The 14,481-nt window shown below is 61.1% G+C and carries 12 protein-coding genes; all 12 read right to left on the bottom strand.

Features of this window, described 5'->3' with window-relative positions:
* Window positions 1-79: 79 nt before the first annotated feature.
* A complete protein-coding gene (locus FQ187_RS20820; RefSeq protein ID WP_149630906.1) occupies window positions 80-856 on the bottom strand; it encodes an SDR family oxidoreductase in 777 nt (258 codons plus the stop codon).
* Complete coding sequence (locus tag FQ187_RS20825; protein ID WP_149630907.1) at window positions 853-2,064, bottom strand: O-succinylhomoserine sulfhydrylase; 1,212 nt, start codon at window positions 2,062-2,064, stop codon at window positions 853-855. The genes FQ187_RS20820 and FQ187_RS20825 overlap by 4 nt, the downstream gene beginning before the upstream one ends.
* Window positions 2,065-2,129: 65 nt before the next feature.
* On the bottom strand, window positions 2,130-3,635 hold the full coding sequence (gene purF, locus FQ187_RS20830; RefSeq protein WP_010456022.1) for an amidophosphoribosyltransferase: 1,506 nt from the start codon (window positions 3,633-3,635) through the stop codon (window positions 2,130-2,132).
* 41 nt (window positions 3,636-3,676) lie between these two features.
* A complete protein-coding gene (locus FQ187_RS20835) occupies window positions 3,677-4,237 on the bottom strand; it encodes a CvpA family protein (RefSeq protein ID WP_149630908.1) in 561 nt (186 codons plus the stop codon).
* Between the two features lie 98 nt (window positions 4,238-4,335).
* A complete protein-coding gene (locus FQ187_RS20840; protein WP_149630909.1) occupies window positions 4,336-4,995 on the bottom strand; it encodes an SPOR domain-containing protein in 660 nt (219 codons plus the stop codon).
* Window positions 4,979-6,286, bottom strand: coding sequence for a bifunctional tetrahydrofolate synthase/dihydrofolate synthase (folC, locus tag FQ187_RS20845; protein ID WP_149630910.1), 1,308 nt, complete (start codon window positions 6,284-6,286; stop codon window positions 4,979-4,981). The genes FQ187_RS20840 and folC overlap by 17 nt, the downstream gene beginning before the upstream one ends.
* Window positions 6,283-7,203 carry an acetyl-CoA carboxylase, carboxyltransferase subunit beta gene (accD, locus tag FQ187_RS20850; RefSeq protein ID WP_033061847.1) on the bottom strand — a complete coding sequence of 307 codons (921 nt, stop codon included), beginning with the start codon at window positions 7,201-7,203 and terminating at the stop codon, window positions 6,283-6,285. Before accD ends, folC begins: the two co-directional genes overlap by 4 nt.
* 207 nt (window positions 7,204-7,410) lie before the next feature.
* The gene (locus tag FQ187_RS20855) at window positions 7,411-8,031 is read right to left on the bottom strand and encodes a phosphoribosylanthranilate isomerase (protein ID WP_149630911.1); all 621 of its coding nucleotides are present in this window, start codon (window positions 8,029-8,031) and stop codon (window positions 7,411-7,413) included.
* Between the two features lie 63 nt (window positions 8,032-8,094).
* A complete protein-coding gene (gene truA, locus FQ187_RS20860; RefSeq protein WP_149630924.1) occupies window positions 8,095-8,919 on the bottom strand; it encodes a tRNA pseudouridine(38-40) synthase TruA in 825 nt (274 codons plus the stop codon).
* 189 nt (window positions 8,920-9,108) lie between these two features.
* Complete coding sequence (locus FQ187_RS20865) at window positions 9,109-11,856, bottom strand: FimV/HubP family polar landmark protein (RefSeq protein ID WP_149630912.1); 2,748 nt, start codon at window positions 11,854-11,856, stop codon at window positions 9,109-9,111.
* A 207-nt stretch (window positions 11,857-12,063) separates the two neighbouring features.
* On the bottom strand, window positions 12,064-13,074 hold the full coding sequence (locus FQ187_RS20870) for an aspartate-semialdehyde dehydrogenase (RefSeq protein ID WP_149630913.1): 1,011 nt from the start codon (window positions 13,072-13,074) through the stop codon (window positions 12,064-12,066).
* Window positions 13,075-13,314: 240 nt separating this feature from the next.
* Entirely contained in the window at window positions 13,315-14,427 is a 1,113-nt protein-coding gene (gene asd, locus FQ187_RS20875; RefSeq protein ID WP_129443014.1) for an aspartate-semialdehyde dehydrogenase, read from the bottom strand.
* Window positions 14,428-14,481: the final 54 nt, after the last annotated feature.

Raw genomic sequence — 14,481 nt, forward strand, 5'->3', positions numbered from 1 at the left:
GCGGCGGTGCGACGATTCGACTTGCTCGCTAAGACGGCGGCACATTCAACATCAATGCCGGAGACAGCGCCCCACCCTATTACTCGCTGTAAATCATCTTCTTGGTCATGCCGCCATCGACCACGAACTCCTGGCCCGTGACAAACCCGGCGTTCTTCGACAGCAGCCAGGCGACCATCGCCGCCACGTCCTCGACCGTCCCTACCCTGCCCGCCGGATGCTGGGCATGGTCGGCATCGGTCAGCGGTTCGGCACGACGTGCGGAGGGATCTCGCGCATCGATCCAGCCCGGGCTGACCGCATTGACGCGAACTTCCGGTCCGAGGCTGATCGCCAAGGCATGAGTCAGGGCCAACAGGCCGCCCTTGCTCGCCGCATAAGCCTCGGTGTCGGGTTCCGACTGCCCGGCGCGGGTCGAGGCCAGGTTGACGATCGCGCCGCTGTGAGCACGCAGGTACGGCGCGCAGTGCTTGGCCAACAGCATCGGCCCACTGAGATTCACTGCCAGCACCCGATTCCAGTACGCCAGATCAAGGCTTTCAAGGGTGATGTTGTGCGGATCGGCAACCGCCGCGTTGCACACCAGCGCATCCAGACGCCCGAACTGCCCCAGCACTTCGGCGACACCCAATGCCACCTGCCCTTCGTTCGAGACGTCCATGGCGATGAACCAGGCGTTGTCGCCGAGCACCTTCGCCACTTTCGAACCGCGTACTCGATCAAGATCAGTCAGCACCACCTGCCAGCCTTCGCTGATCAGCCAGGCCGAGATCCCCAGACCAATGCCCCGCGCAGCACCCGTGACCAGTGCGACGCGGCCATTGGTGCCGATGGTCGGCGTGGACAACTCGATCACAAGGCAGCCAACCCGCGTGCCAGATCGGCTTGCAGGTCGGCCACGTCTTCCAGACCGACCGCGATGCGGATCAGGCTGTCGCGAATGCCCGCTGCTTCACGCTCTTGCGGCGCCAGACGGCCGTGAGAGGTGGTGCTCGGGTGCGTAATGGTGGTCTTGCTGTCGCCGAGGTTGGCGGTGATGGAAATCAGACGGGTCGCATCGATAAAGCGCCAGGCGCCCTCTTTGCCGCCCTTGACCTCGAAACTCACGACCGCTCCAAAGCCTTTCTGCTGGCGCAGGGCCAACTCGTGCTGCGGATGGCTTTTGAGACCGGCGTAATGGACTTTCTCGATACCTTCCTGCTGCTCCAGCCATTCGGCCAGTTGCTGGGCATTGGCGCAGTGAGCCTTCATGCGCAAGCTCAAGGTTTCCAGGCCCTTGAGGAAGATCCAGGCGTTGAACGGGCTCAGGGTCGGCCCGGCAGTCCGCAGGAAACCGACGACTTCTTTCATCTGCTCGCTGCGACCGGCCACAACACCGCCCATGCAACGGCCCTGGCCGTCGATGAACTTGGTCGCCGAGTGCACGACGATGTCCGCACCCATCTTCAGCGGCTGCTGCAACGCTGGGGTGCAGAAGCAGTTGTCGACCACCAGCATCGCGCCTTTGGCGTGAGCGACTTTCGACAGCTCGGCGATGTCCACCAGCTCAGCCAGTGGATTGGACGGCGATTCGACGAATAGCAATTTGGTATTGGCCTTGATCGCCGCATCCCAGCCGGACAAGTCCGCCAGAGGCACGTAATCGACTTCGATGCCGAAGCGCTTGAAGTACTTCTCGAACAGACTGATGGTCGAACCGAACACGCTACGCGACACCAGTACGTGATCGCCGGCGCTGCACAGGCTCATCACCACCGCCATGATCGCGGCCATGCCGGTCGCCGTGGCCACGGCTTGCTCGGCGCTTTCCAGCGCGGCAATGCGCTCTTCGAACGCACGCACGGTCGGGTTGGTGTAGCGCGAGTAAACGTTGCCCGGCACCTCACCAGCAAAACGTGCGGCCGCGTCGGCGGCGGTACGGAATACGTAGCTAGAAGTGAAGAACATCGGATCACCGTGTTCGCCTTCCGGCGTGCGGTGCTGACCGGCGCGTACGGCCAGGGTGTCGAACGCTACGCCTTCGAGGTCGCTGTCCAGCCGACCGGCATCCCAATCCTGACTCATGCTGTCACTCCTTGCCTTGCTCTTTTAAGTAGATACAAAACCGGCCCCTCAGGGCCGGTAGATACTCAGTTGTTATACAGATCGATGATCGCGCTGACTGCCTGCGTCTTGACCTTGGAGGCATCGTTACGTGCCTGCTCGATCTTGTTCAGGTAAGCCTCGTCGACGTCGCCGGTGACGTACTGGCCGTCGAACACCGCGCAATCGAACTTCTCGATCTTGATCTTGCCGCCACCGACTGCTTCGATCAAGTCAGGCAAGTCCTGATAGATCAACCAGTCAGCGCCGATCAGATCAGCCACGTCCTGGGTCGAACGGTTGTGCGCGATCAACTCGTGAGCGCTCGGCATGTCGATGCCGTAAACGTTCGGGTAACGAACGGCCGGTGCCGCGGAGCAGAAGTAGACGTTTTTGGCGCCGGCTTCGCGGGCCATCTGGATGATCTGCTTGCAGGTGGTGCCGCGAACGATGGAGTCGTCCACCAGCATCACGTTCTTGCCGCGGAATTCCAGCTCGATGGCGTTGAGCTTCTGGCGTACGGATTTTTTCCGTGCAGCCTGGCCCGGCATGATGAAGGTCCGGCCGATGTAGCGGTTCTTCACGAAGCCTTCGCGGAACTTGACGCCCAAGTGGTTCGCCAGTTCCAGGGCCGCGGTGCGGCTGGTGTCCGGAATCGGGATAACCACGTCGATGTCGTGTTCCGGACGCTCGCGCAGAATCTTCTCGGCGAGCTTCTCGCCCATGCGCAGACGGGCCTTATAGACCGAAACGCCGTCGATGATCGAGTCCGGACGCGCCAGGTACACGTGTTCGAAGATGCACGGGGTCAGGGACGGGTTGGTCGCGCACTGACGGGTGTGCAGCTTGCCGTCTTCAGTGATGTAGACCGCTTCGCCCGGCGCCAGGTCGCGAATCAGGGTGAAACCGAGTACGTCCAGGGAAACGCTTTCGGAAGCGATCATGTACTCGACGCCTTCGTCGGTGTGACGCTGACCGAAGACGATCGGGCGGATGCCGTGCGGGTCACGGAAACCGACGATGCCGTAACCGGTCACCATCGCCACGACCGCGTAACCACCGACGCAACGGTTGTGCACGTCAGTGACGGCCGCGAACACGTCTTCTTCGGTTGGCTGCAACTTGCCGCGCTGGGCCAGTTCGTGCGCGAACACGTTGAGCAGCACTTCCGAATCGGAATTGGTGTTGACGTGGCGCAGGTCAGATTCGTAAATCTCCTTGGCCAGCTGTTCAACGTTGGTCAGGTTACCGTTGTGCGCCAGGGTGATGCCGTAAGGCGAGTTGACGTAAAACGGTTGGGCTTCGGCCGAAGTCGAACTGCCCGCGGTCGGGTAACGCACATGGCCAATACCCATGTGGCCGACCAGGCGCTGCATGTGACGTTGATGGAACACGTCACGCACCAGGCCATTGTCCTTGCGCAGGAATAACCGGCCATCATGGCTGGTCACGATACCGGCAGCGTCCTGGCCGCGGTGCTGGAGGACGGTTAGCGCGTCATACAGCGCCTGATTGACGTTCGACTTACCGACGATACCGACGATGCCACACATGCGACGCAACCCCTACTTAATGGATCTGAACTGAACACAACTCACTGAGGCGTTTTGGCCATCGGCAAGAGGTGCTCCTTGAACGGTATCTCAACGGGTACGCTGATACCGCTGGCAAGCCACTGACTGCTCCACCCGAGAATCAGGTTTTTGGACCAATCTGCGACCAATAGAAATTTTGGCACGAGCTGTGACTCTTGCCACCACCCGTCCTGCTGTACCGGCCCCAGGCTCAACAGCCCGACCGCCACGACCACCAGCAACACGCCACGCGCGGCGCCGAAGGCCATGCCGAGGAATCGATCGGTCCCGGATAGCCCGGTGACGCGAACCAATTCGCCGATAAGATAATTGATCATTGCGCCTACGATTAACGTGGCGACAAACATGATGGCACAGCCCGTGATCACACGGGCCGACGGCGTTTGGATGTATCCGGCGAGGTACTCGGACAATGAACCACCGAACATCCAGGCGACGACTCCTGCGATGATCCAGGTCACCAGCGATAGTGCTTCTTTGACGAAGCCGCGGCTCAGACTGATCAATGCGGAGATGGCGACGATTGCAACGATCGCCCAGTCAACCCAGGTAAATGGCACAGTGCAGCCTACAGACGGATAAGGCGGCGCATTTTAGCAGAGCGCATGGCTATCGGTAAGCTGCGATTGTCAGTGCATTTCAAATCGAGGCGATAGTTTTACCCACGCTCAGGCTGAAAACGCACCACAAAACCCTTGAGGTTCTGCTGGCGGCTCAACAAGTCACGCAGCCGATCGGCTTCTGCCCGCTCGATCAGCGGCCCGACAAACACCCGATTCTTGCCATCGGCAGTACGAATGTAAGCGTTGTAGCCCTGGCTGCGCAGGGATTTCTGCAGGCTTTCTGCACTTGCACGGCTCGACAGGCTGGCCAGTTGCACCGACCAACTGACCGACAGGCCATTGGCATCGACGCGGCTTTGAGTCGTGTCCGGCTTGCCCGGTGCGGCCGTGATCGGTTGAGTAGGCGCTGTCGCAGGCTTGACGACCGGAACAGGAGCTGGCGCGACCGGTTTGGCGGCAGGCGCAGGCGCCACCGGTACACTCGGGGCAATCGCTGTCGACGGTGCTTCTTGCTGAGCGATTTCGTCATCACTCGGCACAGGCTCCTGAGGCAGCGCTTGCGGCTCAGGCACCACCACCGGCTCGACCTGCACTTGCGGCACCGAAGGCGCTTGCGGCGCAGCCGGGGCGTCAACCGTCACTTGACGCTGTTCATCCTGACGGGAAAACAGCATCGGCAGGAAAATCACCGCCAGCGCCACCAGAACCAGGGCGCCGACCATGCGCTGTTTGTATGCCTTATCCAGCAATGCCATTTGCCGCTTCCTCCGTGGAGCGCCGGGCCAGCCATTCGAGGGCCTCGGCGACACAATAAAATGATCCGAACAACAGAATCTCGTCGTTGCTGGTCGCCAGCGCGCACTGCCCTTCCAGGGCGGCGGCCACGCTGTCATAGGACGTTACCGAGGCGCCAAGGTTCTGCAACGCCCCGTGCAAATCGGCAACCGGGCGTGCTCGCGGTGAATCCAGCGGCGCGACGGCCCAATGCTGGACACTAGCATTCAATTCACCGACAACACCATCCAGATCCTTGTCTGCCAACAGTCCGAACACTGCCAGACGCTTGCCGGCAGGTGGACGGCTGGCCAAACGCCGAGCCAGATACTCTGCCGCATGGGGATTATGCCCCACGTCCAGCAACAGGTTCAGACGCTTGCCCTGCCAATCGAACTGACGGCGATCGAGGCGACCGACCACCCGAGTGGCTTTCAGCGCAGCAATAATTTGCGCATCCACCCAAGGCAACCCGAGCAACAGGTAAGCCTGCAACGCCAGCGCGGCGTTTTCCATCGGCAGATCGAGCAACGGCAAATCATGCAGCTCGACCACTCGCCCCTGAGCGTCAAGACCGCGCCATTGCCAGTTGTGATCGGTGATGCCGAGGTCGAAATCGCGCCCACGCAGGAAAAACGGGCAATTGAGCTCGCGCGCTTTATCCAGCAGAGGTTGTGGAGGATTCAGGTCGCCACAGAGCGCAGGCGCGCCCTGGCGGAAGATGCCGGCCTTTTCGAACGCCACGGACTCGCGGGTATCGCCCAGGTAGTCCGAGTGATCGACACCGATGCTGGTGACCAGCGCCATATCGGCATCGACCACATTGACGGTGTCCAGACGCCCGCCCAGCCCGACTTCCAGCACCACTGCATCGAGACTGGCGTGTTGAAACAGCCAGAACGCCGCCAGGGTGCCCATTTCGAAGTACGTCAAGGATGTGTCGCCACGGCCTGCCTCGACCGCTGCAAAGGCATCGCACAGCTCGGCGTCAGTGGCTTCGACGCCATTGACCTGCACCCGCTCGTTGTAACGCAGCAGGTGCGGAGAATTGTAGACACCGACGTTCAGGCCCTGCGCCCGCAGCAACGAAGCCACGAATGCGCAGGTAGAACCTTTGCCGTTGGTGCCGGTGACCGTGATCACCCGAGGCGCCGGCTTGCCCAGTCCCATGCGGGACGCTACCTGTTGCGAGCGCTCCAGGCCCATGTCGATGGCCGAAGGGTGCAACTGCTCAAGGTAGGCGAGCCACTCGCCAAGGGTACGTTGGGTCATATGTTGGCAGGTACCGGTGGAACTACGATTGGCTCGATTGGCGCGGCGACGAATTTCGGCGTTGGCAGGCCCATCATTTGTGCCAGCAGATTGCCCAGACGCGGACGCAGTTCCTGACGGTGAATGATCATGTCGATCGCACCGTGTTCCAGCAGGAATTCGCTGCGCTGGAAGCCTTCCGGCAGTTTCTCACGCACGGTTTGCTCGATCACGCGCGGACCAGCGAAGCCGATCAGGGCTTTCGGCTCACCGACAATCACGTCGCCAAGCATCGCCAGACTGGCGGAAACACCGCCGTAGACCGGGTCGGTCAGTACGGAGATGAACGGAATGCCTTCTTCACGCAGACGCGCCAGCACCGCAGAGGTCTTGGCCATTTGCATCAGGGAGATCAGGGCTTCCTGCATCCGTGCACCGCCAGAAGCGGCGAAGCAGATCATCGGGCAACGGTTTTCCAGCGCGTAATTGGCGGCGCGAACAAAACGCTCACCAACGATGGCGCCCATCGAACCGCCCATGAAGGAGAATTCGAAGGCCGAAACCACTACCGGCATGCCCAGCAGGGAGCCGCTCATGGAGATCAGTGCGTCTTTTTCGCCGGTCTGCTTCTGCGCAGCGGTCAGGCGATCCTTGTACTTCTTGCCGTCGCGGAACTTCAGACGGTCAACCGGCTCCAGGTCCGCGCCCAGTTCGGCACGGCCTTCAGCGTCGAGGAAGATATCGATGCGGGCGCGTGCGCCGATACGCATGTGGTGGTTGCACTTGGGGCAAACGTCCAGGGTCTTTTCCAGCTCCGGACGATACAGCACAGCCTCGCAAGACGGGCATTTGTGCCACAGACCTTCAGGCACCGAGCTCTTCTTGACCTCGGAACGCATGATCGAAGGGATCAGTTTGTCTACTAACCAGTTGCTCATGCTTTCTTTCTCCAGTACCGGCGGCCCGAACGCTCTGGTTCGCAGCCCCGCGTATGCCCTTGAGCTAAATTCATGTGTGTGTGGCGATGATCAATGAATGGCCGGGTCAGTGAAGCGTGACCTGCGTACAACCCATCAACCCTCAGCCGTACCTGCTTTGTGCAGCGCAGTGCATTTTGGGACGGCGGCAGTGTGCCAGCCGTCACATCAGCTATTGCGTACCGCTTTAATGAACGCCTGAATCTTTGCGTGATCCTTGATGCCCTTGCTCGCCTCCACCCCGCCGCTGACGTCCACGGCATAAGGCCGAACCTTTGCAACCGCCTCGGCGACGTTGTCCGGCGTCAAGCCACCCGCCAGGATGATCGGTTTGCTCAAGCCTTGCGGTATCAGAGACCAGTCAAACGTTTCACCGGTTCCGCCAGGTACGCCTTCAACGTAGGCGTCGAGCAGGATACCGCTGGCGCCTGGAAACGCATCGCATGCGGCCGCGATATCGTCACCAGCCTTGACCCGCAGCGCCTTGATGTACGGACGGTGCCAGCCTTCGCACTCGGCCGCGGCTTCATCGCCATGGAACTGCAACAGGTCCAGCGGCACGGCGTCGAGGATTTCCCCCAACTCGCAGCGGCTGGCGTTGACGAACAACCCTACGGTGGTCACGAACGGCGGCAACGCCTCGATGATCGAGCGCGCCTGCTGAAACGTCACGGCCCGGGGGCTTTTGGCGTAGAACACAAATCCGATCGCATCAGCCCCGGCCTCAACCGCCGCCAACGCATCTTCTATGCGGGTAATCCCACAAATCTTGCTGCGAACGGCTGACATGTCGATAGAACCCCAAGGTAAATCCGAGAAAGTCCCGGATGGTAACAAAAGCGTTCGAGGGCGTCAGCCGTCAAGTTCCGAGAAGCCGGTCAAGAAGTGCGGCCCAATGTAACGCTCGGGTAACTCGAACTCGTCGCGGTACTCCACCTGCACCAGGTACAGGCCGTACGGATGCGCCGTCACCCCACCGGAACGGCGAATGCGGCTCTCCAGCACTTCTTTCATCCACTCCACCGGGCGCTCGCCGGCACCGATGGTCATCAGCACGCCAGCAATGTTGCGCACCATGTGGTGCAGGAAGGCGCTGGCGCGGATGTCCAGCACGATCATCTTGCCGTGGCGCGTGACGCGCAGGTGATGCAGCTCCTTGATCGGCGACTTGGCCTGACACTGGCCGGCACGGAAAGCGCTGAAGTCGTGGGTGCCGACCAGGTACTGCGCTGCCTCGGCCATGCGCTCGACGTCCAGCGGACGGTGGTTCCAGGTGATTTCTTCATTCAGGTGCGCCGGGCGGATCTGATCGTTGTAGATCACGTAGCGATAGCGCCGGGCAATGGCCTTGAACCGCGCATGAAAATCCGCCGGCATGACCTTGGCCCAGCTGACACTGACATCGTGGGGCAAGTTGATGTTGGCGCCCATGACCCAGGCCTTCATCGAACGCTCAACCTGGGTATCGAAATGCACCACCTGACCGCACGCATGCACGCCGGCATCCGTACGCCCGGCGCAGAGCAGCGACACGGGCGAATCGGCGACTTTGGACAAGGCCTTTTCGAGGGTTTCCTGCACCGTGAGCACGCCGGAAGCCTGGCGCTGCCAGCCGCGATAGCGCGAGCCTTTGTATTCAACGCCCAACGCGATCCGGAAAAAGCCGTCGGCCACCATTTCGGCGGCCGGATTATCTATATTTGCCAAGGAGTGACAGCCTGCTGATGTACGCAAAGGCGGGCATTATAAGGCCGCCGGACGGGGACGCCAGAGGCGTGTGTGTTTTGTACCCTGCCCGGCGCCCAGGACAGAAACAAAAACGGCAGCCTCAATGGGCTGCCGTTTTGTTTACGCCTTACCGATCAGTCAAGCCAGACGCGAAAGCATTTCCTTGGCTTCGCTCTTCTGACCAGCATCACCCTCGGTCACCACTTCGTTGAGGATGTCCCGGGCACCGTCAGCGTCGCCCATGTCGATGTAGGCCTGGGCCAGATCGAGTTTGGTCGCAACTTCGTCGGTGCCGGAAAGGAAGTCGAATTCCGGCTCGTCAGCTGCGGAGGCCATGGCGTCTTCCGCCGTGAAGCTCGGCTCGCCAAGACTCTGGGACAGACGATCCAGCTCGGCGTTGACGTCATCCAGTTCGGCGGCAAACGCGTCCGGAGCGTCTGGCACGTTCATTTCGTCAGCCAGCGACAGGTCGAAATCGGCTGGCAGCTCCAGATCGTCCAGCGCAACCTCGGGAACCGCCGGCGCTTCAGCGACAGGTAAATCCAGGTCCTTGACGCCGTCATCCAGGCTCAACAGAAAATCGTCTTCGGCCAGGGTCGCCGGCGAGGCATCCCCACCGAGATCCATATCCAGGTCGAAGTCCGACAGGTCATCGAGGTTTTCCTTGATGTCGGTCTGCTGCTGCAACACCGACTCGAAGCTCAGGTCGTCGTCCAGCGGGAACTCGTCCAGCTCAGCCGCAGACACTGGCACTGGCTCTGGTTCTAGTGCAACCACCGCCGGAGAGGCAGCTTCCAGATCATCGAGGCTCAAATCGAAGGCACTGTCGAAGTCATCAGGCTCTGGCTCTGCCTCTGCTTCTGCCTCTGGTGCAACCACTGCCGGAGCTGCAGATTCCAGATCATCCAGGCTCAAATCAAAGGCATTGTCGAAGTCATCGGGCACTGCCGGTGCCGGCGCTTCAGGCTCGTCCAGCAGCAGATCCTTGACGTATTGCGCGTCCAGTTCGGCAGCGATCGCAGCGGCTGCGATACCACCAGCAACCGCAATGACCATGGCCGGGAAGCGGCTCTTGAGTTTTTCGACCTGAGCAAAGTTGTCACCGTTGGCCACCAGTTGGCGTTCCTGGGCAACGAATGCATCGCGGTCGCCTTGTTGACCGTAGACTTCCATCAGCTTGAGGCGCAGGTCACTGCGTTGCGGCTCTTGCCTGATCCCGTCTTCCAGCAAGGCAGCCGCCTGATTCAGACGACCGGCAGTAATGTGCGACTGCGCCTTGCTCAATACGTCGTCATCGCGCTCGCCAGCAGGCGAAACCAATGGCGCAGCGATCGGCGGCGTTACCACAACCGGAGCAATTACCGGGGCCGGCGCGGGTGCAGGCGGTGGAGTTGGGGTTGGCGCGGTAGCGAGCTTCACGCTCGGCGGCGGCACGTCCAGGTCTTCGAAGATGCCTTTTGGCAGGTCGAGTTCAGCGGAGAACGCCTGCTCCTCGGCCAAGTCACGGGCCATGCGCAAATGCTTCTCGGCTTCTTGCTGGGCTTTGCGGCGACGCGCCAGCAACAGCAGCAGGAACAGCACCACCACGGCACCGCCACCTGCCAGACCCAGCAGCCACGGATTGGTCAGCAGTTCTTTGAATTGCTGATCGTCGGATGCTGCCGGCGTCGGCTCGACAGGCTTCTCGACTGGAGCCGGAGTGGCCTCGGGCGCAGCAGCCTCAGGTGCAGTCGGAGCCGCGTCCGCAGGCGTTGTTGCCGCAGGATTGGCCGCCAGTTCGGCTGACATTGCCGGAGCAGTCGCACCTGGTGCCGGCGCACCCGCCGCGCCTTCAGCCTGCAACTTGGCCAGTTGATTGTTCTTCAGTTCGATCAAACGTTGCAGCTTGTCCAGCTGACTTTGCAGATCAGTCATGCGGCTTTTCAGTTCAGCGTTGTCACGACGGGTCGTGTCGAGGCTTTCCTGGGTCACGGCCAGCTTGTTGCTCAAATTCTTGGCATCACCCTTGGCGCCTTTGCCACCGGCCTTGCCGGACTCGGCGGAGACCAGGCTCAGCTTGTCTGTCGCCGTTTGCGACGACGGGCCTTCGCCGCGAGCGCGTTTGGTGGCATCGAGCTGCTGCTGTCCGGTCCCGGGCTTCGCCACGTAACGACGCCCCTGCCGCCACGCGGTGTTCTGTGCGGAGACTTCGACAACGGCCTTCGGTTGGGGCAGGCTGGCGCTCTGGGCCTGATCCGGCAGACGCAGCACCTGACCGGCTTTCAACCGGTTGATGTTGCCGTCGATAAAGGCATCCGGATTCAACGCCTGAATGGCCAGCATGGTTTGCTGGACCGAGCCGCCATTGCGCGCCTTCGCAGCGATTTCCCACAGGGTATCGCGCGGCGCGGTGGTGTATTGGCTTGGATTGGTGGCACCGGTCACCGGTGCGGTGACGGTTTGCGTCGGTGCAGGCTGCGCAGCCGCATCAGCGGTTTGCGGCGAGAATTTGGACGGATCGAGCAGCACGCTGTAATCGCGCAGCAAACGACCGTTGGGCCACATCACCTGAACCAGGAATTTCACCATGGGTTCGGAGAGTGGCTTGCTGGATGTCACACGCAGGATGCTTTTGCCGCTGGCGTTGAGCACCGGGGTAAAGGTCAGGTCATTGAGAAACGCCTGGCGGTCGACACCGGCCTTGGCGAAATCTGCGGGCGAAGCCAGGCTCGGCACCACTTCGGCAGCGGTGAGGTCCTTGACGTCGAGCAACTCGATTTCTGCCACCAGGGGCTGGTTCAGCGTCGACTTCAGGGTCAATTCCCCAAGCCCGAGGGCATGCGCCATACCGGAGGACAGCGCCGAGGCGGCCGCTATTGCTAACACCAGTTTGCGAACTTGAACCATAGCCTCATCCTTTGTTTGAACATTCCTCGGCCAGCGAGAAGGTATTGATAGTCGCTGCCGTAAGGCATTGCGCGCGGCGGCGAAGAGTCGTCGCGCGCGATCATTTCATTCATGCCACGCAAAGCCCCGGAGGGAGCCCGCCTTCAGCAGTCCGGCCAAGCATAGCGCCCGGCCGGATTCATTCGACAAATTGTTGCCAAGTATCTTTTACAGCAGGTCTTTTATCAACAATTCAGCCACCTGCACAGCATTGAGCGCTGCGCCTTTGCGTACGTTATCTGACGTCAGCCACAAATTTAGTTCCGACAGGTCGTCGATCCCGTTGCGAACCCGACCAACGTAGACCACGTCCTGCCCTACCGCATCGCCTACCGGCGTCGGGTAATCGCCGGCTTCCACCAACTCGATACCGGGCGCGTCTTCCAGGGCGGCGTTGACTTCTGCCAGGTCGATGTCGCTCGATGACTGCAAGGTCACGTTAAAGCTATCGCCAAAAAACACCGGGGCTTGAATGCAAGTGACGGAAATCTTTAATAAAGGCAGCGCCATGACCTGACGCAGCTCGCGTACCAGGCGTTTTTCCAGCAGCGTGTGACCCTGATCATCTGGCTTGCCCACTTGCGCCAGCAAGTTGAAGGCCATCTGCCGATCGAAGAAGGTCGGCTCCAGCGGACGCACATTGAGCAGCTCGGCCGTTTGCCGTGCCAGCTCGGTGACGGCTTCGCGGCCCTGGGCGGAGACGGCCAGGCTGGCGGTCAAATTGATGCGTTGCAGATCGAGCAAACCGAGCAACGGCGCCAGCACGACCGCCAGTGTGGTGGCCGAAGGGCTTGGACTGCTGACCTGGAACGGTTTCTTCAAACCGGCCAGTACCTGCGCATTGGCTTCAGGCACGACTTGTGGCGCCTGATCAGCCGGCAAGGCGCCGGACAAGTCGATCAGCGAGCAACCGGCGGCTGTGGCACGCGAAGCGAAACTCAGGGTTACCGCCGGGCCGGCAGCGAAGAACACCAGCTGGACTTTACTGAAGTCGAACTCATCGACCTCCCGCACCCGCACGTTCTTGCCGCGAAACGGCACCGAATGCCCGGCCGATTCGCTGCTGGCGAGCAGGTGCAGATTGCCGACAGGGAAGTCGCGCTCCTCGATAATCTGCACAAGCGTTTCGCCGACAGTACCGGTGGCGCCGATCACGGCGATATCAAAGGACTGGCTCATGGTTCTACCTCTGGCGAAACGGGGGGAGCGGCACTTTACCGGGTGGTTGGCATGCAGGCAATTTCTGCCGGGGATTTGTAGTGTCTGTGCCGGCCTCATCGCGAGCAAGCTCGGTTCCTACAGGTTCGGTGTCGCTCCTGCAGGAGCCGAGCTTGCTCGCGATGGCGGCTTAACAGACGCCCAATAACCAAAAAACCCGCACCTCTTTCAAGGCACGGGCTCTTTGTTTACTTCAATCGATCAACGCTCAAGCAGGATCCGCAGCATGCGACGCAGCGGTTCGGCCGCGCCCCACAGCAGTTGGTCGCCGACGGTGAACGCGCCGACGTACTGCGTGCCCATGTTCAGCTTGCGCAGACGGCCAACCGGTACGTTCAGGGTGCCGGTGACTTTCGTCGGGCTCAGTTCCTGAATGCTGGCTTCGCGGCTGTTCGGCACCAGTTTGACCCAAGGGTTGTGCTGGCTGATCAGCCCTTCGATATCGGCGATCGGCACATCTTTGTTCAGTTTGATGGTCAGCGCCTGGCTGTGGCAGCGCATGGCGCCGATACGCACGCAGATACCATCGACCGGAATCGGGCTCTTGAAGCGACCAAGGATCTTGTTGGTCTCGGCCTGGGCCTTCCACTCTTCGCGGCTCTGACCGTTTGGCAGTTCCTTGTCGATCCACGGGATCAGGCTGCCGGCCAGCGGTACGCCGAAGTTTTCGGTCGGGTACGCGTCGCTACGCATGGCTTCGGCCACACGGCGGTCGATGTCGAGGATCGCGCTGGCCGGGTCGGCCAGTTGATCGGCGACAGCGGCGTGGGTCGCGCCCATTTGCTTGATCAGTTCGCGCATGTTCTGCGCGCCGGCACCGGAGGCCGCCTGATAGGTCATGGCGCTCATCCACTCCACCAGACCGGCGTCAAACAGACCGCCCAGGCCCATCAGCATCAGGCTGACGGTGCAGTTGCCGCCGATGTAGTTCTTGGTGCCCGCGTCGAGCTGCTGGTCGATGACCTTGCGGTTCACCGGATCCAGCACGATCACTGCGTCATCCTGCATGCGCAGGCTGGAAGCGGCGTCGATCCAGTAACCCTGCCAGCCGGCTTCGCGCAGCTTCGGGAAGACTTCGCTGGTGTAGTCGCCACCCTGGCAGGTCAGAATCACGTCGAGGGTTTTCAGCTCATCAATGCTGTAAGCGTCCTTGAGCGGAGCAATGTCCTTGCCCACGGACGGGCCTTGGCCACCGACATTGGAAGTGGTGAAAAACACCGGCTCAATAAGATCGAAATCCTGCTCTTCCAGCATCCGCTGCATGAGCACGGAACCGACCATACCGCGCCAACCGATCAGACCTACACGTTTCATCGCAACTACACCTTCTTTAAAAAGTGGGCCGCTGCTTTCAAGAGTGAAAGTTGC

It is taken from the genome of Pseudomonas sp. ANT_J28 (genome assembly GCF_008370005.1).
In the GTDB taxonomy this organism is placed as follows: Bacteria; Pseudomonadota; Gammaproteobacteria; order Pseudomonadales; family Pseudomonadaceae; genus Aquipseudomonas; species Aquipseudomonas frigoris.

Excerpts from the sequence above, each read along its gene's own strand:
- FQ187_RS20825 (WP_149630907.1), bottom strand. The coding sequence starts at position 2,064 with ATGAGTCAGGATTGGGATGCCGGTCGGCTGGACAGCGACCTCGAAGGC.
- purF (WP_010456022.1), bottom strand. The coding sequence starts at position 3,635 with ATGTGTGGCATCGTCGGTATCGTCGGTAAGTCGAACGTCAATCAGGCG.
- FQ187_RS20840 (WP_149630909.1), bottom strand. The coding sequence starts at position 4,995 with ATGGCATTGCTGGATAAGGCATACAAACAGCGCATGGTCGGCGCCCTG.
- folC (WP_149630910.1), bottom strand. The coding sequence starts at position 6,286 with ATGACCCAACGTACCCTTGGCGAGTGGCTCGCCTACCTTGAGCAGTTG.
- accD (WP_033061847.1), bottom strand. The coding sequence starts at position 7,203 with ATGAGCAACTGGTTAGTAGACAAACTGATCCCTTCGATCATGCGTTCC.
- FQ187_RS20855 (WP_149630911.1), bottom strand. The coding sequence starts at position 8,031 with ATGTCAGCCGTTCGCAGCAAGATTTGTGGGATTACCCGCATAGAAGAT.
- truA (WP_149630924.1), bottom strand. The coding sequence starts at position 8,919 with ATGGTGGCCGACGGCTTTTTCCGGATCGCGTTGGGCGTTGAATACAAA.
- FQ187_RS20865 (WP_149630912.1), bottom strand. The coding sequence starts at position 11,856 with ATGGTTCAAGTTCGCAAACTGGTGTTAGCAATAGCGGCCGCCTCGGCG.
- FQ187_RS20870 (WP_149630913.1), bottom strand. The coding sequence starts at position 13,074 with ATGAGCCAGTCCTTTGATATCGCCGTGATCGGCGCCACCGGTACTGTC.
- asd (WP_129443014.1), bottom strand. The coding sequence starts at position 14,427 with ATGAAACGTGTAGGTCTGATCGGTTGGCGCGGTATGGTCGGTTCCGTG.